The 22243-nt window shown below is 41.2% G+C and carries 18 protein-coding genes; 2 read left to right on the top strand and 16 right to left on the bottom strand.

Annotated elements, in window-relative coordinates; genetic code table 11:
- Positions 1–90: 90 nt before the first annotated feature.
- Complete coding sequence (locus BUB77_RS05515) at positions 91–1434, bottom strand: ABC transporter substrate-binding protein (protein ID WP_073273673.1); 1344 nt, start codon at positions 1432–1434, stop codon at positions 91–93.
- A gap of 346 nt (positions 1435–1780) precedes the next feature.
- The gene (locus tag BUB77_RS05510) at positions 1781–2863 is read right to left on the bottom strand and encodes an ArsR/SmtB family transcription factor (protein ID WP_073273671.1); all 1083 of its coding nucleotides are present in this window, start codon (positions 2861–2863) and stop codon (positions 1781–1783) included.
- A gap of 544 nt (positions 2864–3407) precedes the next feature.
- On the opposite strand from BUB77_RS05510, the gene BUB77_RS05505 reads away from it, so the two are divergent.
- Positions 3408–5222, top strand: coding sequence for a glycoside hydrolase family 2 protein (locus BUB77_RS05505; RefSeq protein WP_073273669.1), 1815 nt, complete (start codon positions 3408–3410; stop codon positions 5220–5222).
- Positions 5223–5396: 174 nt separating this feature from the next.
- Positions 5397–8441 (top strand): CBM35 domain-containing protein, encoded by a 3045-nt coding sequence (locus BUB77_RS05500; protein WP_073273667.1) that lies wholly within the window; start codon positions 5397–5399, stop codon positions 8439–8441.
- A gap of 335 nt (positions 8442–8776) precedes the next feature.
- Here the strand turns inward: BUB77_RS05500 and BUB77_RS05495 are convergent, their stop codons facing one another.
- The 14 genes from BUB77_RS05495 to BUB77_RS05430 all read right to left on the bottom strand — a co-directional run bounded on the left by BUB77_RS05495 (position 8777) and on the right by BUB77_RS05430 (position 22224).
- The gene (locus BUB77_RS05495; RefSeq protein ID WP_084123952.1) at positions 8777–9799 is read right to left on the bottom strand and encodes a LacI family DNA-binding transcriptional regulator; all 1023 of its coding nucleotides are present in this window, start codon (positions 9797–9799) and stop codon (positions 8777–8779) included.
- Between the two features lie 116 nt (positions 9800–9915).
- A complete protein-coding gene (pflA, locus tag BUB77_RS05490) occupies positions 9916–10650 on the bottom strand; it encodes a pyruvate formate-lyase-activating protein (protein WP_073273663.1) in 735 nt (244 codons plus the stop codon).
- A 182-nt stretch (positions 10651–10832) separates the two neighbouring features.
- Positions 10833–13058: a formate C-acetyltransferase gene (pflB, locus tag BUB77_RS05485; RefSeq protein ID WP_073273661.1), complete on the bottom strand. Its 2226-nt coding sequence runs from the start codon at positions 13056–13058 to the stop codon at positions 10833–10835.
- A 182-nt stretch (positions 13059–13240) separates the two neighbouring features.
- Positions 13241–13963 carry an amino acid ABC transporter ATP-binding protein gene (locus BUB77_RS05480; RefSeq protein ID WP_073273659.1) on the bottom strand — a complete coding sequence of 241 codons (723 nt, stop codon included), beginning with the start codon at positions 13961–13963 and terminating at the stop codon, positions 13241–13243.
- Positions 13950–14588 (bottom strand): amino acid ABC transporter permease, encoded by a 639-nt coding sequence (locus BUB77_RS05475; RefSeq protein ID WP_242962394.1) that lies wholly within the window; start codon positions 14586–14588, stop codon positions 13950–13952. The genes BUB77_RS05480 and BUB77_RS05475 overlap by 14 nt, the downstream gene beginning before the upstream one ends.
- A 176-nt stretch (positions 14589–14764) precedes the next feature.
- The gene (locus BUB77_RS05470; RefSeq protein WP_242962379.1) at positions 14765–15535 is read right to left on the bottom strand and encodes an ABC transporter substrate-binding protein; all 771 of its coding nucleotides are present in this window, start codon (positions 15533–15535) and stop codon (positions 14765–14767) included.
- 278 nt (positions 15536–15813) lie between these two features.
- The gene (locus BUB77_RS05465; protein WP_073273653.1) at positions 15814–16440 is read right to left on the bottom strand and encodes a histidine phosphatase family protein; all 627 of its coding nucleotides are present in this window, start codon (positions 16438–16440) and stop codon (positions 15814–15816) included.
- A 70-nt stretch (positions 16441–16510) separates the two neighbouring features.
- Positions 16511–16990 (bottom strand): 23S rRNA (pseudouridine(1915)-N(3))-methyltransferase RlmH, encoded by a 480-nt coding sequence (rlmH, locus tag BUB77_RS05460; RefSeq protein ID WP_073273651.1) that lies wholly within the window; start codon positions 16988–16990, stop codon positions 16511–16513.
- Between the two features lie 56 nt (positions 16991–17046).
- Entirely contained in the window at positions 17047–17619 is a 573-nt protein-coding gene (locus BUB77_RS05455) for a histidine phosphatase family protein (RefSeq protein ID WP_073273649.1), read from the bottom strand.
- A gap of 83 nt (positions 17620–17702) precedes the next feature.
- Positions 17703–18128, bottom strand: coding sequence for a threonine/serine exporter family protein (locus tag BUB77_RS05450; RefSeq protein WP_330392494.1), 426 nt, complete (start codon positions 18126–18128; stop codon positions 17703–17705).
- Positions 18125–18901, bottom strand: coding sequence for a threonine/serine exporter family protein (locus BUB77_RS05445; RefSeq protein ID WP_073273647.1), 777 nt, complete (start codon positions 18899–18901; stop codon positions 18125–18127). Before BUB77_RS05445 ends, BUB77_RS05450 begins: the two co-directional genes overlap by 4 nt.
- A gap of 569 nt (positions 18902–19470) precedes the next feature.
- The gene (locus tag BUB77_RS05440; protein WP_073273646.1) at positions 19471–19809 is read right to left on the bottom strand and encodes a PH domain-containing protein; all 339 of its coding nucleotides are present in this window, start codon (positions 19807–19809) and stop codon (positions 19471–19473) included.
- A gap of 25 nt (positions 19810–19834) precedes the next feature.
- A complete protein-coding gene (locus tag BUB77_RS05435; protein ID WP_073273645.1) occupies positions 19835–20599 on the bottom strand; it encodes a DUF4352 domain-containing protein in 765 nt (254 codons plus the stop codon).
- A gap of 101 nt (positions 20600–20700) precedes the next feature.
- Positions 20701–22224, bottom strand: a complete 1524-nt coding sequence (locus BUB77_RS05430) for a sensor histidine kinase (RefSeq protein ID WP_073273643.1) — start codon at positions 22222–22224, stop codon at positions 20701–20703.
- Between the last annotated feature and the right edge of the window lie 19 nt (positions 22225–22243).

The following is a 22243-nucleotide window of genomic DNA, read 5'->3' as shown; positions in this document are numbered from 1 at the left end:
ACTTTCTGCATACTGAATGCAGATGCCGTAAGAAACACCCCGCTTCTTCCAGCCGGTTTCATCCAGTATGCAGCCGCCCTCTGTCAGCATTTATTTCTTTACATAATCAGCAATTGCTTTGCCCAGCATTTTAACAAATCCATCTTTGTCAATATCACCCTTTGCGTATAATTCAAATACCGCACCAGTTGCATTGGTTGCAATACCCTCTGGCATTTTTGCCCACTGCCATGCATAGGTGTTTCCGGCATCAATATAACTCTTTAAGCTGACTGCAAGAGGTGTTTCCGGTACTTCCTTACAGGTCTTATAAGGTGATATCATACCGCAGTCTTTTACCAGTGCCTTCTGACCTTCCGCAGAAGTAGCAAGGTCATTTAAGAAAGCCTTGCAGGCATCAATGTTCTTACCGTCGCCATATACAGCCCACCAAGAAGGGCAATCTGCCAGTATACCTGAAGTATCTTCTTTTAAGAAAGCCAGAGGTGCAATTCCGCAGTCAAAGGTAGCATTATAGCTGGGAAGGGAAGGATCGATCCAGTTGCCCTGTGTGATAAATGCTGCTTTTCCCTGTGCCCAGAGTGCCAGCTGGTCATCATATGTACCGGATATCAAAACCTTTTGATCGGAATAGCTAAACAGCATCTTTGTAAAGTCAGCAAACTGTCCAAGCCTTTGCTCATCTACCTTGCCTTCCTTTAACATGTCGATATAGGTAGTATCATCTCTCTTTAAACCTGCTGATAAATAATAGCCAAAAATATGATTGGCAGTTGACCAGTACATCTGTCCTGCCTCTGCAGCAACGGAGCATACGGCTGTTATGCCAAGCTCGTCCTTCATGGAGTCAATCTTTTCAAAAGCTGCCTTATAGGCATCAAAGTTCACAAGGGACTTCGGATCAACACCGGCCTTTTTTAAAATATCAGCATTGTAAGTAATTCCATAACCTTCAACGGCATAAGGGAACCCTACGGTCTTGCCGTTCCCGTCCTTAAAACCGAAATCTGTCTGGGAAGCCCAGTTTTCACTGCTTAAATCTGCCATATAGTCTTTCCAGGTCTGATAATCTCCTTCACCGCCAAATACAAAAATATCAGGCATGTTATCTGTTGCAAGATATCCCTTTAAGGTTCCGTTGATATCCGCACCGCCGCCTAAGGACTCTATAATAACCTCCTGCCCTGTTCTTTCTTTATAAGCTGTTGCAAAAGCTTTTAACTGATTATCGATTTCAATCTTTCCATTTACCAGACGGATGGGTTTACCCGTTCCCTTGGAAGTATCGTCCTTCTTGTCCTTTTCTGCTGTAGAAGAATTGTTAGTGTTGGCGCTGCCGGCATTATCAGCCGGGGCATTGCTGCTTGCACAGCCTGTTAAGGAAGCCGCTGTCAGCACAGCTGAAAGTAAAACTGCAAACAATCTCTTTTTCATATAAAACCTCCAATATCAAGATATAATTTATTTTACCTTTTGCGCATAAGGTCCTTACATTTTTTATATTATCATTTTGTTTTATAATTTACAAGTATATTTTTCTACTTTTTTAATTATTATTTGTGCATTTTTACGTTTTGCCGGAGATGCTTTTAATTATTACTATATTTTTCACCTTCCTTGTTGAGCCGGCAGCCGTATTTTCTGTAAAATCCTGATTATACTTTTTTACAGCTGCAGGTCTACCGCTGCATCCCAAGCATCAAAACGCATCCTGAAAATATAATAATGCAGATTGCCTTACCTCCATAACCCAAACCACTTTCTCTGTTTTTCAATGAAATTAAGTTTCTTCATTGACCCCTTCTTCTGTCTTAGAATCCTCTTCTTCTGTCTTAGAATCCTCTTCTTCTGTCTCAGAATCCTCTTCTTCTGCCTTAGAATCCTCTTCTTCTGCCTCAGGTTCCTCCTCTTCCTCCTCCTCACTGCTGTCCATTAATACGCTCATGACGATTCCCTGGGCAAAATCTCCGAATTTTTCTCCGAACAAATTCATTCCGCCAAGATTTTTAGCATCGGGCTTAATGCCAATCTTAAAGCTGATAAAATAGTCGTCACAGATACAAAGGGTATCCAGTGTTTCATCGGAGGTTTTTACCAGATCCTCAAAGCAGCCCTGCCCATTAATGGTAACATTCTTTAATACTCCGTATTGGGTCATGGTATCGCTCCACCAGTCCGGATTCAAATGTCCTCTCCTGCCGCCAAAATCCCCTTTGGAATAAATTGTTGCAATCTCCTTCTCATTAATCCATACAGTTATATCGGAAGGCCAGTCATTCTGATATCCCGGTGCTTCCGAGCAGACTTCAAAAGAAAAGGACAATTCTTTTACCTTGTTCTTCTTTAACATATAGTTGGGAAAGCGGTATTCCAGATAGCCTGACATAAACCAGATAAGCTGGGCTTCATGGCGGTTTTGTGCATAAAAGCCATAAGGGGCATCCTCCACCCCAAGGTAGGAACGCTCGCTGATAATACCGCAGTTCTCATTCACCATGCAGTTATAGTAATTACCGATTCCCATGGGGAAATGATATACTTTAATATTGTCCCTGTCCATTTTATGACGGAATGCATTAAAATAGATATCTTCAAATGCAATACCGCAGACCTTCTGCGCACCTCTTACTCCCGGCTGCTCTGTTGCCGTTATCATACCTGCTTCTTCCAATACCTTTACATGCAATGCTGCGGTTGATAAGGGGATCTGAAAGGTATTTGCAATTTCACTGATATTCACCGACTTATCAATTAACAGTTTTAATATATCAAGTCTTGTATCAGAAGAAAGTGCCTTTCCCACCTGTACGATTTTTTCTTTGTTATCAAAGTCAAGAGCAATCCTTTTCTTCTTGATCTTCAAATAAACTCCTCCTTTCTTGAATATTACATTATTCATGTAATTTAACGTATCTTACATTTTTAATATAACATTCTTATGTCATACAGTCAATCATTTATTACATTTTTTATGTTGTATTAATTACATTATTTCTGCTTATAAATCCTTTTGCATTTATTATTTTTTTATAGCATTTAACTCATTTTATAAATATTGTACAATTATTGCTCTGTTAATTTGGATATTTTTTGTATAGTAATGTACTCGATTTTATTGTAGTTTTATATTTAGATATCTTTACAAGAAATGTCATATTAATTTTATTACAGTTTTTTATGTTGTAATTTTCGTCTTTTTATAAAATAATCCTACAATCATGTTGTAGCTTTTTAAAAATTATCAGTAACGACAAGTTTGTATCTGCGCTGCAACCATAAAAGGCTAAAGCGGGCAGCAGCGCAGTAATGAGGTAAGCATCACATAAAAGAAGGACCTTACTTTTTCGGAAATCATGCTCTTAAGACAGAATTAATTGACAAACATTTAAACTAGGAGGTTTTTATTTATGCTGCGTACTGAATATCCACGCCCCCAATTCGTCCGGGAGGAATGGCAATGCCTTAACGGAACATGGGATTTTGATTTTGATGACATGGGGGAAGCCGAAAGCTGTCATTGGGAAAAGGACTCCCATACCCTGTCCGGACGGATAGAGGTTCCCTTCTGCTTTGAGAGCGGGCTTAGCGGAATTAAGGATACATCCATCCATAATAAATGTTTTTATAAACGTACCTTTACCCTGCCGGCAGAATGGGAAGGAAAAAATATTCTGCTGCACTTTGGTGCGGTGGACTACCGCTGCAAAGTCTATATTGATGAAGCCCTGTGCGGGGAGCATGAAGGCGGCAGCTCTGCCTTTTCCTTTGACATCACCCATTGTCTCAGGGACTCTATTACCATACACAGCCTTTCTGTGTCAGCAGAGGATCCTGCTGCCGACGAAACCATCCCAAGAGGGAAACAGTTCTGGGAAGAAAAAAGTGCCGGAATCTGGTACACCAGGACCTCAGGCATCTGGCAGTCTGTGTGGCTGGAACCCGTTGACCCCGTAAATATAACCAGAATTAAAATGACTCCTGATTTTGACCACGATATTCTGGACCTGGAATGCACTTTCAGTAAGCTCATTCCCAATATGGCATTGGAGGTCACTATTTCCTTCGGAGAAGAGCTTATCTGCAAGGACTCCTATTCCATAAACAGCAATACGGTATTCAAAAGAAGCATCCATCTGGCAGCGGATAAGATTTTTTACACCAATAATCATGGCGCCAGCCGCTCCTGGACACCGGAAAACCCTGCTCTTTATGATATCAGCTTTACCCTGAAATCAGGCGAAGGCATTCATGACTGTGTCAAAAGTTATTTTGGCATGCGTAAGATACATACTGAAAACGGAATGGTCTATCTGAATAATTATCCTTATTATCTGAAGCTGGTGCTTGACCAGGGCTATTGGCCGGAGGGCATTCTTACTGCGCCAAAGGATGAGGATTTTCAATATGATATTGAGATAATGAAGGAAATGGGATTTAACGGCTGCAGAAAGCATCAGAAAACAGAAGACCCCAGATTCCTTTACTGGGCAGATAAATTAGGATATTTAGTCTGGGAGGAGGTTGCTGCCGCCTGCTTGTTCACAGACAATTCCGTGATGCGCTATATCAAAGAATGGATGGAGGTCTTGGAAAGAGATTACAACCATCCTTCTATCGTTGCCTGGGTACCCTTTAACGAAAGCTGGGCGGTGCCGGATATCGGCCGCAATGCTCTTCAGCAGGATTACACCCTTTCCCTGTATCACATGCTTAAGGCACTCGACCCTACAAGGCTTGTAGTGAACAATGACGGCTGGGAGCAGACCAGAACTGACATCTGTGCCATCCATAACTATTCCCACGGAACCGCAAAGGAACCGGGAAAGCAGGACACCTTCAAACGTTTTACCTCAGACCTTAGTATCCTCCTCTCTCCCTTCTCCGCAGGAAGAAGCATCTTTGCTCCTCCCTATAAATACCAGGGCCAGCCAATTCTGATAACAGAATGCGGCGGAATTCATTATAACAATTCTGAGAATGGAAGCTGGGGTTATACCAGCGCGGACAGTGAAGAGGATTTTCTGAAGCAGTACAGCTTTGTCATCGACAACATCATGCAGTCTGATTATATATATGGTTTCTGTTATACCCAGTTATCCGACGTGGAGCAGGAAACCAACGGCCTTCTGACTTATGAAAGAGAGCCAAAATGTGATCCATTGAAAATAAAGGCAATTAACGGCCAATACCGTCACAATATTGCCACTATTCCTCACGATTAAGCAATTCCTGCATTTGGCAGCATAAATTTTTTCTCTGGTTTTTATGTTTGCCGGTACTTACATTTTAAATAAACCTGGGAAAAAGATTCTATAAATCTATGGGGAGATTCTAATGAAATCAGTGTGCTTGTAATACTGCAAGAACATTGAAATAAATAATAAAGGGAGTTAAATATGAGAAAAAAGAGTTTAGTTATTCTACCATTAGCAATAATATTTACATTATTGCTAACAAGCATTACCTATGCTGATGTAACATCCAGTTATCAGAACCCGCTTATACGCGGAGCCGACCCTACAATTGCCAGGGCTGCAGATGGTTACTATTATTCCTGCTTTTCTACTGGAGATGGTATCCATTTGCAGAAACATGAAACTATTTTAGGGGTAACAACTGCAAAAAGCAGATTAGTATGGCCTGAGCCAGATTCTTATGGCTATGTATGGGGACCATATATTTACCGTCTGGATGGGAAATGGTATATTTATTTCTCATCCAGCAGTGAAGATAGTTATGGTTTTGGACATCCTGATTCTTACGTCCTGGAAAACTCATCTCCTGATCCTTATGAAGGAACATGGGTCGAGAAGGGAAAGCTTAATACTCAAAGCAATGGCTTGGCATGCGGAGTTGTAACACTGAATGGCAAGAGGTATTTTAGCTATACAAAATATTTCTATAAGGGAGATTCCTTTGACGAGTGCCCGACCCTGGTGGAGATGAGTAATCCCTGGACATTAAAAGGTACGGAAGGTACCGTAGCTTATCCGGTAAACTCATGGGAAAAAAATGGCGGCAGCATAGATGAGGGCTGTGCTGTAGTTGAAAGAAACGGTAAGATATATTTTGGTTACTCTGCAAGCAGCTTTATGAATGACAACTATTGTGTCGGAATCTCATCGGCTAAATCAGACAGCAACTTGCTGGACAGTAACTCCTGGGTGAAAAATCCTCAGCCGGTGATGGTGAAATCACCTGATAACAGTGCTTTTGGACCCGGCTCACCCTTATTTGTAAAATCAGAGGATGAAACAGAGGATTGGATTGTTTACCATGCCGGACCGGTGGGCGGGCAGACAGGTTCAAACAGATGGGTAAGAGCCCAGCGCATCAATTGGAATGAGGATGGCTTTATAAACCTCGGAATTCCTTCAAATCCCGGTACAGTGCTCAGCAGACCATCCGGTGAAGAAAAAAGTGAGACTTATGAAGCGGAATATGCCTCGTTATCAGGAGCTTCAAAAGTAATTTTAAGCAATAGTCCGAATTGCTCGGGCAGCGGATATGCCCAATACAATAATAACAGCAATGACTATGTGGAGTTTACTGTAAACACGGAAGCGGCAGGCAGCTATTCACTGAATTTCAGATACAACAATAATACAGCAGGAAATATTCCCATGAAATTACAGGTAAATCAAAAAAGCAGTGATATTTCCTTTGGCTCAAATGCCGGAAATAAGTACAATTATGATCTTTTAAGAATTAACAATGTTCAGCTTAATGCAGGAAGCAACAAGATTCGTCTTACTGTAAGCGGAAAAAGCGGACTGGCCTTGGATGCTTTGATTTTAAAAAGAAGTGTGATGTACGAAGCAGAAAATGCCACTTTATCCGGTGGTGCCACAGTAGCTGCCGACCATAACGGTTATACCGGAACCGGCTTTGTAGCCGGGCTGTTAGACAAGGGAGCTTCGGCTCAGTTTACCGTAAATGCTCCTTACGCAGGAAATTATTCGGTTAATCTCCGTTACTGCAATGGGTATGACACTGACAAGACTCTGAGTATCTATGTAAATGATGAAAAGGTCAAGCAAATAGAATTGCTCAATTACAGAAACTGGGACAAATGGGCCGACCGCTACGACAATATTACGCTGAAAGCCGGAAATAATACCATAACCTATAAATATGACGACGATGACAGCGGCAATGTAAATCTTGACTCAATCACCGTCACCGAAGCAGCCACCTGGCATTATGAAGCAGAAAATGCAGTTCTTTCAGGAAATGCCAAAATAGCGGACAACCATTCCGGCTATGCCGGAACAGGCTTTATAGACGGGCTTTGGGTTGCCGGCTCAGCAGTGGATTTTTCAGTGGATACTGAAACTGCTGCGTCCTATGATGTGAAACTGAGATATTCAAACGGCAATAATGAAAGCAAGACCTTAAGCCTTTATTTAAATGGCTCAAAGGTTAAACAGATATCCTTGCCAAAAACCGGAAACTGGAATACCTGGAGTGAAAAAGTGGAAACCGTGTACTTAAATAAAGGGACTAACACTATTACCTTTAAATATGATACCAGTGATTCAGCTAATATTAATATTGACAATATCCATCTCAACAAACGTGTACCCTGGAAGTATCAGGCGGAAAGCTCAGCCCTGTCAGGAGGCGCAAAAACTGCTACAGACCACTTATGGTACGATGGAACAGGCTTTGTTGCCGGTTTCTGGCAGCAGGGTGCATCGACCCAGTTCAATGTAAGCGTACCGAATACAGCTTCTTACACTACAACCTTGAGATATTCAGGATATTGGCCTTCAAAAGGAAATTTAAGCCTGAGCCTGTATGTTAACGGTACTAAAGTAAAACAGATTTCACTGCCCCAGACAGCAAGCTGGGATGCTTGGGCCGAATCTACGGAGGCAGTAAATCTGAAGGCCGGCAATAATATAGTGGAATATAGATATGATGAAGGTGACACCGGTGATATGAATATTGACTGTATCACAATCGACAAGTACAGCGGCGGAAATACAGTCTCAAATAACAGTGTATTAGCCTCCGGAAGAATATATAAGATTACGGCAAAACACAGCGGCAAATCCTTGGATGTATCAAATTATTCATCGGATGAGGGAGCGCTGGTCAATCAATGGTCTTATGTTGGCGGAAACAATCAAAAATGGGAAATTTCAGACACCGGATCGGGATATTTTATAATAAAATCGGCTCATAGCGGACGTGTCCTGGAAGTTGTGGGAGGCTCAACCGAAAATGATGCAAATATATGCCAGTCAGCTTATGTTGCCGGGAAAAACAGCCAGCAATGGGCATTGGAGAAGGTAGGCGATTACTATAAAATAAAAAATAGAAACAGCGGAAAGGTGCTTGATGTCAGTAATATTTCAAAAGATGACGGTGCAAAAGTGCATCAGTGGGAATATGTGGGCGGAGAAAATCAGCTGTGGAAGATAGATATTCCCTAAGTGAGCGAAGAATTTATACTGGTATCGGAGATTATAGCTGAAACAGTAACGGATAATAGCGTAAGCTAAAACTTCTGAGATTGGGCAAAAATTAAAACCACAAGTGTTACAGAGGCCCGGTAATTTATTATGTGTAAATTCCGATTTCGCAAGCCATGATTTTAAGCTTAATTACAATATAAATCCCAGAAATACAGTTAATGCAAGGATTCCTTACTTTACGGTATTTCTGGGATTTTGTAAAATTCCAAACTATGAAAATTAAAAATACAAACTAAATTACAACCTCTTATTTATTTTTTTCAGGAGGAGTAATTTAACTTTCCAACCCCGCTTTATTTCTTTAGCATTTTGACGCTTTGGCGGACAATTAACTCAGTGGGAAGAATGATTATCCTCTCCTCTATGTCTTCGCCGTTGACAAGCTTCAAGATTTTCTCCACCGCTATTTCTCCTTTTTGGGATACATCCTGGTGAATGGTAGTTAAGGAGGGCCGCACTATCCGTGCATATGCATTATCATCAAAGCCTGCGATAGAAATATCCTCGGGTATCCTCTTTCCATGATCCCTTAAATAATTCATGATTATCACGGCATAGTAGTCGGAAACACAAAAAAGTGCTGTATAGCCCTTTGTATACTCCAGCAGATCCTTAAGACACTTCTCCAGTTCCTTTTCACCCGGAGTTATTAAAAAGAAATCCTTATCTCTGTAGGCTATCTCCTGTTCTCTTAATGCCTGCTTATATCCAAGAAACCTCTCTTTATCCGCTCCCAGGCAGTTATCCGCAACAAAGCCAATTCTTCTGTGTCCGCAATCCAGCAGGTACCTGGTAATATCATAGCCTCCCTGTAAATCCTTCAAGCCTACATTTATATATTCCATTACCTCTTCACTGAAGTAACTGTCAATAAAGACCATGGGCTTGCTGACCTTACTTTTAAGCAGGATGCAATCATCGCCTATCATACCAAACAAGATCAGACCGTCCACATTCCAGGTGGATACATAATTGATAATCTGTTTCAAATCCTCGGAAATATAAATCATCAGAAAATATCCGCTGATACGCAGGCTTTTTTCAACGGCTCCTACCAGCTCACTGATGAAGGTATCCTTTAAGGCATTTTTTTCATATTTTTCACTTTTTGCCTTCATGGCAAATCCAATGATTTTAGATTTATTCTGTGCAAGATTTCTTGCATTCATATTGGGAACATATTCGTATTCTTCAATAACCTTCTGTACCTTCTCTATGGTCTTTTGTGATACCTGATTGGTCTTTCCATGTATCACATTATTGACCGTGGTAGTACTGATTCCCAGCATATCAGCTATTTCTTTAATCGTAATCACAATGCAAACCCCACTTTGCTTGAATTTAAAGAATTGCATAACCCCAAAAGGCACTCCCCCGTAGCATTTTTTCAGCCTGTCAAAAAAGTTCTAACTTTAGTATATTTTGATTTCTTCTAATTTGCAACAGGTATTCCGGAAATACGAAAGATTCCTTTTACCTCTTCCACCAGCTTCTTATCCGGCTCCTTTGTATCATAGAGCTTATATTCATACCCCAGGGCCTTCCACTTGTATTCTCCCATCTTATGGAAGGGAAGAATGTCTATTCGGGAGATATTCGGGTAAGCCTTCAGGTGCTCCGCCAGCCCTCTGATACTTTCTATATTATCCGTAAGCCCCGGAACCAGGACATAACGGAGCCAGACGGCTGTTTCCTTGTCTCTGGTATGGTCCAGGAATTTAAGTGTGGGTGCCAGTTCAACTCCCGTTACTTTGCTATATACCTCCGGATCGTAATTTTTAATATCCAAAAGTACCAAGTCCGTACTTTCAAGAACCTTCTCAACCGTATCGGAAAATACATAGCCTGAGGTATCCACTGCCACGGATATGCCTTCTTCCTTGCATCTTCTGCTCATTTCCAGTATGAAATCAGCCTGCAGGAGGGGTTCTCCTCCTGTAAAGGTTACTCCTCCTCCCGAAAAAAGCATGTAGGATTTATATTTTATAATTTCACTCATAAGCTGGTCTGCCGTATAAATGGTGCCTTTATTGGTATCCCAGGTGTCGGGATTATGGCAGAACTGGCATCTTAAGGGACATCCCTGCATAAACACCACAAATCTTACGCCAGGTCCGTCCACCGTACCGCAGCTTTCTACTGAATGTATTCTTCCTGTTATATTCATAGTAAGTCCACCCCTTTCGCTTTGCTTCAAGGTACTGGTTCCTTCCTGATAAACATGCAGGGCCTGAAACCATTATAAAACCGGTTGAATTCCGTCCCAAGGACAAAATACCAGCCAATCCTATAAAGATAGCAAGCCCCTCATTTACCTTATATTTATTGTTAGTGCTTTACTGTATCTGATTACCTCTCATGGAAAGTACGGTTAATAACATCCAGCTGCTGCTCCCTGTTCAACTTCACGAAGTTAACGGCATATCCTGATACACGGATTGTCAGCTGAGGATATTTTTCCGGATGGTCCATGGCATCCATAAGGGTCTCTCTGTCAAATACGTTTACATTGATATGATGTCCTTTATCAAAGAAATATCCATCCAAAAGTCCCACAAGGTTTGTGGCACGTTCTTCTCCTGTCTTGCCTAAAGCCCTTGGTACAATGGAGAATGTATAGGAAATACCGTCTTCCGCATGTCTGTAGGGAAGTTTGGCAACAGATGCCATGGAGGCAACAGCACCTTTCTTATCCCTGCCATGCATGGGGTTGGCTCCCGGTGCGAAGGGCTCGCCAGCTTTTCTTCCATCGGGGGTGTTGCCTGTCTTCTTACCATAAACAACATTGGAAGTAATGGTAAGGATGGAGAGGGTCTGCTTTGCATTACGGTAAGTCTTAAACTTGCGCAGCTTATTCATGAATCTTTCTACTAATTCTACGGCAATCTGGTCTACACGGTCATCGTTGTTTCCGAAAGCAGGATATTCTCCTTCAATTTCATAGTCCACCGCAAGGCCCTTCTCGTCACGGATTATCTTAACCTTTGCGTACTTGGCAGCGGACAGGGAGTCTGCTACTACGGAAAGTCCGGCAATACCGCAGGCTTCCGTACGAAGGATGGAAATATCGTGAAGAGCCATCTGAAGCCTCTCATAGTTATATTTATCATGCATATAGTGGATGACATTAAGAGTGTTGATATATAACTCCGCCAGCCATTCCAGGGTCTGGTCGAATTTGATCATTAACTCATCATAATCCAGGTACTCTCCCCTAACAGGTTCAAACATAGGTCCGACCTGTTCGCCGGTCTTTTCATCCTTACCGCCGTTGATTGCATAAAGAAGAGCCTTTGCAAGATTGGCACGTGCCCCGAAGAACTGCATCTGCTTGCCGACTCTCATGGCAGATACACAGCAGGCAATTGCATAATCATCGCCCCATACATCTCTCATGATATCATCGCTCTCATATTGGATGGAGCTGGTATCAATGGATACCTTCGCACAGAAGTCCTTAAAGGCCTGAGGCAGGAAGGTTGACCATAGCACCGTAAGATTGGGCTCAGGAGCGGGTCCTAAATTGTAAAGGGTATGAAGAATACGGAAGCTGCTCTTCGTAACCAGCGTACGTCCGTCAAGTCCCATTCCTCCGATAGCTTCCGTTACCCATGTGGGGTCACCGGAAAATAAATCATTATAGGATGGGGTACGTAAGAAACGTACCATACGCAGCTTCATAACAAACTGGTCTACGATTTCCTGTACATCCTCTTCTGTTAATACGCCGTTCTTTAAATCTCTTTCGTAATAAATATCCAGGAAAGTACTGACCCTTCCGATACTCATGGCTGCTCCGTCCTGTTCCTTAATCGCACCAAGGTATCCAAAATAGGTCCACTGGGTTGCTTCCAGAGAATTCCTGGCAGGATTACTGATATCACAGCCATAATTGGAAGCCATTGCCTTTAATTCCTTCAAGGAATTAATCTGCTCTGAAATTTCTTCTCTTAAAAGGATTTCCGGTGATTCCAGAGTATTACGCTCCAGCAGCTTTTTCTGGTCCATCTTCTCCTGAATCAGGGCATCCACTCCGTAAAGTGCCACTCTTCTGTAATCTCCGATAATACGTCCTCTACCATAAGCATCGGGAAGGCCTGTGATAATACCGGTATGCCTTGCCTTTCTCATGGAATCGGTATAGGCGGCAAAGACACCATCGTTATGAGTCTTTCTGAGATGGGTGTACACCTCTTCTGTCCGCTCATCCAGCTTGTAGCCATAGGATTCCAAGGCATTTTTTACCACACGGATTCCGCCGTTTGGCATAATGCCTCTCTTTAAAGGCTTATCTGTCTGAAAGCCGACAATAATCTCATTGTCCTTATCCAGGTATCCTGCGCTGAAAGCAGTAATTGTAGAAGGCTTCGTTGTTTCGGCATCCACAATTCCCTTCTCTGTTTCTACTTTCATCAGCTCCAGGACCTTATCCCAAAGCTTTTTGGTCTTTTCCGTAGGTCCCAGCAAAAAGGAGCCGTCCCCTTCATAGGGTGTATAATTATGTTGAATGAAGCTTCTGACATTAATATCTGTTGTCCAGCTTCCGGTTGCAAAACCATTCCATTCTTCTCTCATGAAATTCCTCCTGACTATCGTTTCAATAGCTTTATATATCTAGTAGTTAATCAAAGAATTATGAATTAATACATCAATATATAGAGAATACTAAAGAATACACAGTGACTTGTCAATACTTTTAATGACCTTTTTTATCATTTAGGAGAAACTGCTATGAAACTATTTTTACAAAGCACTTCTTACAGCACTTTTGATAAGAAATCCTTCAGCCTTGTATTCATGGGATTTCCAAAGAATTCCTGTGGTTTATTCTGCTCTTTTATCATTCCCTGGTCCATAAACAGGACTCTCGTTCCAACCTCTCTTGCAAAGCCCATTTCATGCGTTACCACTACCATAGTCATTCCGTCATCTGCCAGTTCCTTCATAAGCTCCAATACTTCCCCCACCATTTCCGGGTCAAGGGCTGAGGTAGGCTCATCAAAGAGCATCACATCCGGACTCATTGCCAGGGCGCGGGCAATGGCAATTCTCTGCTTCTGGCCGCCGGAGAGCTGCTTGGGATAGCTGTCTGCTTTTTCCGGAAGTCCGACGCGTTTCAGAAGTTCCATTGCTTTTGCTTCCGCTTCTTCCTTGTTCATAACTCCAAGCTTAACAGGAGCAAGAGTAATATTTTCCTTCACTGTCTTATGTGGAAACAGGTTAAACTGCTGGAATACCATTCCCATCTTTCTTCTTAACAGATTAATATCATTCTTAGGGTCTAAAATATTCTTTCCTTCAAACCAGATTTCTCCGCCATCGGGTACCTCAAGGAGGTTAAGGCAGCGTAAAAAGGTGGATTTACCGGAGCCGGAGGGACCGATAACAACGACTTTTTCGCCTTTTTCTATGGTTTCCGTGATATTATTTAGCACTACGTGGGAGCCGAATTGCTTTTTCAGGTTTTTAGTTTCTATCACCTTGAGCCATCCTCCTTTCAATAAAATGCAAGAGCTTTGTAAAGCCTAATACCATAATCAGATAGCAGGCAGCAGCGATCATCAGCGGAGGCAGCACATCATAGGTCCTGGAACCGATGTACTGGGCCGCTTTTGATAAGTCTGTTACTGCTATGATGCTGGCAACAGAGGTCTCTTTAATCAACACGATGAATTCATTGCCAAGGGCCGGTAATATATTCTTGATTGCCTGGGGCATAATAATAGTGAACATGGTCTGGTTTCCATTAAGTCCAAGAGACCGTCCGGCTTCATACTGGCCTTTTTCTATGGATTCAATTCCAGCTCTCACAATTTCCGCTACATAGGCACCGGAATTGATACCAAAGCAAATTCCTGCCACGATAATTTCATTCGTATCCCTTGCGGTAAACACCAGATTACTGATAATTAACAATTGCACGAGTACCGGCGTACCTCTGATTACCGTCACATACAGGTTACACAGGGACTTCAGCCAGCTCAGCCCATTTATACCGGCTGTCGAAAACCGAATTACTGCGACCAGTATGCCAAGAAACGCTCCGATCAGCAGCGCAATCAAAGATATAAGCAGAGTATTCCCCAGCCCCTGCAAATAAAACATATATCTATGTTCTGTTATAAAAGCATCATAGTAGCTCTGGCCCAGCTGATTAAACCAATCAATTATTGCATTCAAAATTCCTTCTCCTTCTTTACACATAATTAGCAGCAGACAATCAAATCTTGGCTGCTGCTAATTATGAAGTCTATCCATTTCACCAATAATAATCAGGTTGTTTACTGACCGCTTGTTTTTGTATGGTTTGCAGTGAATTCCTCAATTTTACCGTCGGCAATCAGTTTATCAATTACTTTATTAATCTCGTCAAGAAGCTTTTTATTTCCCTTCTTAACTGCTATTGCATATTTATCTTCAAAAAGCACATCATTGGTACCGTCACTCTTTTTTATGATTGCCAGGTTATCATTTGCTGTCACCAGCTCCTGTGCGGGATACTGGTCCATTACAATACAGTCAATCTTATTATTCTTAAGGTCTTCCGCAGCCTGAACAAATTTTGAGTACCTTTTGATATCCTTTGGTGTTACATTCTCCGGATTTGAAACATAAAAATCCGCAATGTTTCCCTGCTGTACACCGACTATCTTGTCATTTAAATCTTTGGCACTGGTCACATTGGGAGTGTTCTTATTCACTACAATAACATCCGTGGAGCTTACATATTCATGTGAAAAGTCCATCTTTTTCTTACGCTTGTCATCAATTGATACACCTGCTGCAACAAAATCAACTTTTCCCTTTTGAACTGCCAAAAGGGCTCCTTCAAACTCCATATTCTTAATTACCAGTTCTTTTCCCATATCATCCGCAATGGCCTGGGCAATGTCCATATCGATTCCAACTACCTTATCACCCTCCATGTATTCATAAGGTGCAAATCCTGCTTCCGTACCTACGATCAGCTTATTATCATCCGAGGATTTACCGCATCCTGCCAGAGATACAGCTGTCACAGCTGCCAGTAGTAAACACACAATCTTTTTCATATTAACTCCTTTCATGAATATCAAATACCTTTTATTCAATACTCTTTCGTAAGCGCTTAAATAATGGACAGGCATCTTCTATGTACATCCATCCATTTGGCACATGCCCATAAAAAATACGTCAAACAAGGGAATTCGGCCTTCATTGACGAATGGAAGATACCTTATAATTATTTAATAAAACTAATATTAATGCTTAGTATTGTATCATGTTTTTTCAAAATTTCAAGTATTTTTATTCAAAAAGTCAGAATATTTTTTCGAAAATGTGTTTACAGCTATAGGATGGTCCGAAGTAATCCCTCTTCTGACTCCAGATGTGCATAATCGTTAAAACGCTGCAGGTAAAAGCGTTTACTGTCATTATAATAAACCAGCTGAGTAATACTGGTATTCTCCAGGGACGCTCCCAGTAACAGCTTTTTGCTCATATCAAGCCCCAGCAGGCCCGATACCAGAGCTCTGATTACACCTCCGTGGGTCACTACAGCAATATTGGATTTACCGGAGGTACGGATTTCCTCTATGGTCCTCATGGCTCTTTCAAATACCTGTCTGCCGCATTCTCCGCCCGGATAGGGGATATCCTCCTCCAGCAGCATCTGCTCCCTTTTAAAGGCCGCAAATTCACTGTCAATCTCTTCATTGGACATTCCCTCTAAATGCCCGAAAGATATTTCTCTGATATCTTCCCTGATAAGGTGGGGCTGGTTAATATATTTATTCAATATCTCAGCTGTCTCTACCGCCCGTATTAAATTACTGGAATAAAGGGCATCTATGTGGTAGTTCGCCAAACGCCTGCCAAGGAATTCCGCCTGCCTTCTTCCCTCCTTAGCCAGCTCCACATTCACATTGCATAATGGGCTGTTCTGTCTGCCATGCCTTATTAAATATATATTCATAATTTACTCCATTCCAATATAAATTTTTATGCACACGTATTGAAATCCATTTTATCAAACTAACAACATCCTACTTATGATAGGGCTCGCCCAAAGTTATACGGTAAGCTCTGTATACCTGTTCCAGTAATATCACTCTCATCAGCTGGTGAGGAAATGTCATTTTAGAAAAACTGATAAGGGCATCGGCTCTTTTTAAAACTTCTCCGCTTAGTCCCAGGGAACCGCCAATAAGAAAAGTCAAATGACTCTTTCCGTTGATTCTTAACTTCTCAAGCTGTTCTGCAAATTCCACTGAATCATACATTTTTCCTTCAATTGCAAGAGCCAGGCAGTACGAGCTGTCCTTAATCTGCTTTAAAATTCTCTCGCCTTCTATATTTTTTATCTGCAGCTCTTCCGCTTCGCTTGCCCCATCGGGTGTTTTTTCGTCAGCCACCTCAATAATCTCAAGCTTGGTGTACCTGCCAAGCCTTTTGGAATATTCAGAAATAGCCTGTGCCAGATAGTTTTCTTTTATCTTCCCGACACCTATTAGTGTAATCTTCATTTAACCTCTTTTCTGCCTGTCCGTATCCATAAAATCATCTGTCATTTCTCAGCCTGCTATTCCTCCATTTCAGGTACAGCATTACTCATGGGATTCTCACCTATGTACTGATATAATACCCCATTCTTTACCCTTCTGATCTTTTCACCGGTAAAGCCTCTTTTTTTAAGCTCCTTCTGAAAGTTATATAACATGAATCCATGAAATACAATCAGAATATTTTCCTGATTCCAGTCTATCTTATCAAGAAATGCATTGATGCGCTTTCTGGTTCCTTCTCTGGTCTCAGGTTGGCTCTTGGATTTAAAGTACCAGGCCAGTCTTCCGCAGACATGCCATATTTCAAAGGGCAGCTTTATTCTTTCCGTATGAATAAAAGGTGCGTTATCCACTTCTCTGAGTAATTTATCAATATGCAGGTGTCCGCTGTAAACCTCCTTGGCCGTTGTAATTGCTCTCGGCAAATCGCTTACATAGCAGATATCCCACTTACTTCCATACATCTCCACTTTATTTTTAATGACCTTTGCCTTTTCATAGAGCATTGACCATTGACGGAATTCTTCCGATGTCATCATTTTATTATGAGGGCAATTTACCTTAAAATGCCTTACCAGACCTATTCTCATGTGTTTCTCCTACCGGCTTTGTTTCTTTTGATAATAATATTCTATCTGCTTTTCCCTGTGATTGCAAGAATGATTCCGCGTTTTCAGCCTTTCTTTTGAAACATGCGGAATATCGTATCCATAATGAAAATCGCAAGGGCTATCATTCCCGCTATCTGAATGGTCTCATTCATATAGTGGGCTGCCAGCCCATTATTATTTGTTATAAGGTTATAAACAATACGGTACATTCCCACTCCCGGTACCAGAGGAAGAATGCCGGCAATCAGAAATAATGTTACCGGAGCTTTCATCAGCCTTGCAAAGCTGTGGGATATTAAGGCTACCATAAGGGCAGCAAAAAACATTCTGCCTACAATGCTCAGACCGGTAGATTCCAACATCAGATATACGAACCAGCCCACGGCACCTACAAGACCAGCATGTCCCAAAAAATTACGGGGTACGCCGATAATCACAGCAAAGGCAACAACTGCGATGAAGGCTCCCACTACCTGTACGAACATCATAGGTTTATCCCCCCTGCCAAAGCAGAATAAACAGCAATTCCAATACCTATTCCCACCGCACTGGAAGCAGCCAGCACAAAGGATTCTATCGCTCTTGCCCCTCCCGACATATAATCTCCCTGCAGGGTGTCTCTGATTGCATTGGTTATAGCAACTCCCGGAAGCAATGGCATGATCGAACCGCCGATTAAGGCATCCAGTTGGATATATCTGCCCATAAAATGCAGGAAAAGCATACTGTTAAAGGCAATTAATACGGAAGCCGTCAGATTCTTTATAAAGGTGTTTATATTTAATTTCATGGTAAGAATTGTTACAAGTACTATAAAGCCTCCGTTCAGCCCGGCTATAATACTGTTAAGTAAATCTCCGCCCAAAAGAATGGTAAAAGCGGAAGAACCGACGACCGTACAGGGGTATATCAGATAATTGCTGTATTGTTTCCTGGTCTTAATACTTTTCAGTTCCAGGAAGGCTTCTTCTACCGAAATAATACCAGAGCACAAATTTCTTGAAACATTATTGGTTTCATATATATGTGCGATGTTAGTTATACGGTTGTCCACCCTTTTCACAAGAGTAATGCCGTCGATGGCAGCATCATCAAGGCACAGGAATATACCTGTCGGAGTTACAAAAGCTTCTGTTCTCTCAAGTCCCGAGGTCCTTAGAATTCTGCTCATGGTATCTTCAACTCTGTAAGTCTCCGCTCCGCTTATTAACATAATTTCTCCTGCCAGCATGGCAGTATCGGCAAGTAACTTATAATTCATGGTGATTCAGAGGCTCCGTTCTTACTTTAAGGTAATGTGAATTATTAAAAAGCATAATTCACAAACAAGATTGTGCCTGCGAAATCCTCGGCCCAATCTTGCGGTGCGCTGGGAAGGCAGGGCAGGTAATGTGAATTATTGAAAAGCATAATTCACAAATAAGATTATGCCTGCTATATCCTCAGCCCAATCTTGCGGTGCGCTGGGAAGGCAAGGCAGGTAATGTGAATTATTGAAAAGCATAATTCACAAACAAGATTGTGCCTGCGTAATCCTCGGCCCAATCTTGCGGCGCGTTGGGAGTGCATAGCAGTTAGTGCGAATTTTAAAATGTTCACAATTAATTTTTATTATCTTCATACTTCACTTATAAATTCATACTATAATACATTTAGAAAGAAAAACAATATTTTTCAGCTTTTACTTTCTCCTCCCCTATATTATACATACAGGCATTTGTACATTGCCGAGAAATTGCCAAAAGAAGATATTTATCTAAAATATTCTTTTGGCAATTTTTTCTCTGGCACAGATAAGGACAAGCTAAAAAGCTCGTCCTTATCTGTGTGTTATATTTCCATTGTATGCAATGCTCTTCTCTTTCTTCTGGCCTCTTCGGAAGCCGTTAAGAGAAATTCTTTAATTTCTGATGCATTTTTAATATGCAATATTTTTAATTCCGGGTGTGTCGTATCCCCCGTATAACAGGTCAAGGAGCCCAATCCATAGATTCTTTCCCAAAAACTCTTCGTAAGTTTCACATCCTGAACTTTATACATATACGCATCATCTACCGTAATGTTTAAGAACCCGCTCGTGATTGTTATTTTTTCGTCCGCTATGGTGTAAGATGTAAAAGTGAGAGGCAGTCCGAATAACTTCGTCCGCTTTTTTTCTGTATAAATCATTGCTTTGCTCCTTTAAGGAATTCCATTATTCATTCAAATCTATTGCCGTATTTTGTCCGTTTAGTGAAATACTTAGAGTAAGCCCCTCGCTGTTCAAATCCTTCGGTACATCAAATACCAGAACTGCATCATCTGATTTACCGCTTTTTAACGTATAGTTCAAATAGTTTAAATCCGTATCCAGAAGGGTTACCATTGGCTTATAGGACTTTCCGTCAGCCAGATTCAGCTTATAGTCTATATGTATTTTACCCAGATTCATTTTTATTGCCTTCTTGGTATCGTTCTTTACCTCAAAGCTCATTATCAGAAGCTTTCTTCCGCCTGTTGGCTGCAACGTAAAATAATTGTCTCTCTGGGCATAGGAATCATATAGCTTAAAGCCTGTATATTTTACCTGATAGGTATTATCACTTAAATTCTTATAAAATTCCTGATAATTTAATTTGTTTGCGTTCTTTGCATCCTTTGAAGTACTGTTTGCACTATTATCTTTTGCAGCTGCATCCGCCGCATTACCTGACTGGCTGTTCTTGGTTGCCTCACTAGCAGCATCTTTTGAAGTATCAGACGCTTTGTCGGACATTTTGTCCAATGTCTGTTTATCATCAGTACCCTTATCCTCCGGGTAAACCAGGGCTTCCATGTAATTATCCGTATATCTCAACACAGAACCTGCCATATATTCTGCAATCACATCGCTTTGTTTATCCGTTAATTTTGTCAGCTGCGCACAGCCTGTAAGTAATAGACCACATGCCAGCACCAGCACTAAGAAAGTTTTTTTCATAGTTCATCCTCCGTAGCAAGTATATGTGAATATATAATACCACTATTTACAATAATGGGCAATGAAAATTTTAAAACTATCCTTAATTCATGACTCATTTCCTATTGGACCTTGGTATCCAGTTCAAACCAGAACTCTACCCCGTCGGTATGATTTATAACGCCGCACTTTTGATTATGGGAATCCATAATTGCTTTTACGATGGATAGTCCGATACCGCTTCCGCCGTATTCCCTGGTTCTGGCCTTGTCTACCTTATAGAATTTAATCCATATATTCTCCAGGTCTTCCTCTGGTATCGGCAGTCCGGTATTAAATACGCTGATTCGGACGACACTCTCCTTCTGAATAAATTTCACTTCAATTATCCTTGGCTCGTCAACATGATTCAGGGCATTGCTTATATAATTGGTCATTACTTCCTCTATCATGTACTCATCCGCCCATACATACAATGGCTCTGTCTGTTCAAAATCAAGGGTTACCTTCTTTTGCTCCATTAAGATCTCGGTGGAATGGATGACAGAAACCACAAGGGCGGTAAGGTCAAACCGCTCGATACCAGGCTGGTTGTTGCCGAATTCGATCTGATTCAGGGAAAGAAGCTTTTTCACCATGGAATTCATTTTCTGGGCCTCATCGACGATAACCTCGCAGTAAAAGTTCCTGCTGTCTTCATCGTCATTGACATTATCCTTTAACCCTTCCGCATAGCCTTGAATAAGGGCAATGGGCGTCTTTAATTCGTGGGTGACATTGGAAAGGAAATCCTTTCGCATTTCGTCTATCTGCATTTTATCCTGAATATCCGACATCAGCTCATTATTTGCCTTCTTTAATTCAGTTATGGTTCCCTCCAGTTTTTCTGAGAGAGCATTAATACTGTTTCCAAGTACCCCTAATTCATCCTGGGATTTTACCTGATATCTTACATCAAAGTCCAAATCGCTCATTTTTTTTGCAATTCCTGCAAGTTGAAGGATTGGATTTGTAAACCTCTTGCTAATCCAGAGCATTATCAAAATAGAAACAATTACAGCCCCTAATCCGACATAGGCTAGAAACTGGTTGGCTACCTTGGCACTCTCTTTCATACTTTGCAGACTGGATGCAAGTATTACAATACTTTTACTGCCATTTGGTTTTTCCAGTAAGCCAAGATATTTTGTATCCAGTCTTTCGTCATATCCTTTTAGTATATAATAATCCTTTGTAGTTTTAATAAGTTCACTATCTGAGGAAAATAATAATCCTTTATACTGGTTTATACGTCTTTGTAACACGTCAGGAGCATCTTCAAGGTTAATCCATTCATCTTTATAGAACCACATTCCATTTGCAAAAATATAAGAACTGATATTCCTGTTTTCGCTATACTTCTCGAACATTAAATTCAATGTATCGGCTAATTCGTTTGCATCCTTTGATTCATTTATAACTTTCTTAATGTCTACATAGATATTTCCAAGGCTCTCTGCCTTGCTCCTGATATAATATTCTTCCAGGAAGGTCCTGTTTAATACCCATAGTATGCCTATTGTTGAAATTATTAAAATAGCTAGGGTCAGGGTTAATTTTACCCTGATGGAATCCTTATATAAAAACTTTCCTGCTCTTTTCTTCATGGTTATGCTCAAGCCTCTT

Source organism: Anaerocolumna jejuensis DSM 15929 (assembly GCF_900142215.1).
GTDB lineage: Bacteria > Bacillota > Clostridia > Lachnospirales > Lachnospiraceae > Anaerocolumna > Anaerocolumna jejuensis.
Note: the sequence above shows the minus strand (reverse complement) of the source record. Positions and strands in the feature narration are given on the sequence as shown.

Excerpts from the sequence above, each read along its gene's own strand:
- BUB77_RS05465 (WP_073273653.1), bottom strand. The coding sequence starts at position 16,440 with ATGAATATATATTTAATAAGGCATGGCAGACAGAACAGCCCATTATGC.
- BUB77_RS05445 (WP_073273647.1), bottom strand. The coding sequence starts at position 18,901 with ATGAATTATAAGTTACTTGCCGATACTGCCATGCTGGCAGGAGAAATT.
- BUB77_RS05505 (WP_073273669.1), top strand. The coding sequence starts at position 3,408 with ATGCTGCGTACTGAATATCCACGCCCCCAATTCGTCCGGGAGGAATGG.
- BUB77_RS05430 (WP_073273643.1), bottom strand. The coding sequence starts at position 22,224 with ATGAAGAAAAGAGCAGGAAAGTTTTTATATAAGGATTCCATCAGGGTA.
- BUB77_RS05440 (WP_073273646.1), bottom strand. The coding sequence starts at position 19,809 with ATGATTTATACAGAAAAAAAGCGGACGAAGTTATTCGGACTGCCTCTC.
- BUB77_RS05470 (WP_242962379.1), bottom strand. The coding sequence starts at position 15,535 with ATGAAAAAGATTGTGTGTTTACTACTGGCAGCTGTGACAGCTGTATCT.
- rlmH (WP_073273651.1), bottom strand. The coding sequence starts at position 16,990 with ATGAAGATTACACTAATAGGTGTCGGGAAGATAAAAGAAAACTATCTG.
- BUB77_RS05450 (WP_330392494.1), bottom strand. The coding sequence starts at position 18,128 with ATGATGTTCGTACAGGTAGTGGGAGCCTTCATCGCAGTTGTTGCCTTT.
- BUB77_RS05475 (WP_242962394.1), bottom strand. The coding sequence starts at position 14,588 with ATGTTTTATTTGCAGGGGCTGGGGAATACTCTGCTTATATCTTTGATT.
- BUB77_RS05500 (WP_073273667.1), top strand. The coding sequence starts at position 5,397 with ATGAGAAAAAAGAGTTTAGTTATTCTACCATTAGCAATAATATTTACA.
- BUB77_RS05455 (WP_073273649.1), bottom strand. The coding sequence starts at position 17,619 with ATGAGAATAGGTCTGGTAAGGCATTTTAAGGTAAATTGCCCTCATAAT.
- BUB77_RS05515 (WP_073273673.1), bottom strand. The coding sequence starts at position 1,434 with ATGAAAAAGAGATTGTTTGCAGTTTTACTTTCAGCTGTGCTGACAGCG.
- pflB (WP_073273661.1), bottom strand. The coding sequence starts at position 13,058 with ATGAGAGAAGAATGGAATGGTTTTGCAACCGGAAGCTGGACAACAGAT.
- BUB77_RS05435 (WP_073273645.1), bottom strand. The coding sequence starts at position 20,599 with ATGAAAAAAACTTTCTTAGTGCTGGTGCTGGCATGTGGTCTATTACTT.
- pflA (WP_073273663.1), bottom strand. The coding sequence starts at position 10,650 with ATGAATATAACAGGAAGAATACATTCAGTAGAAAGCTGCGGTACGGTG.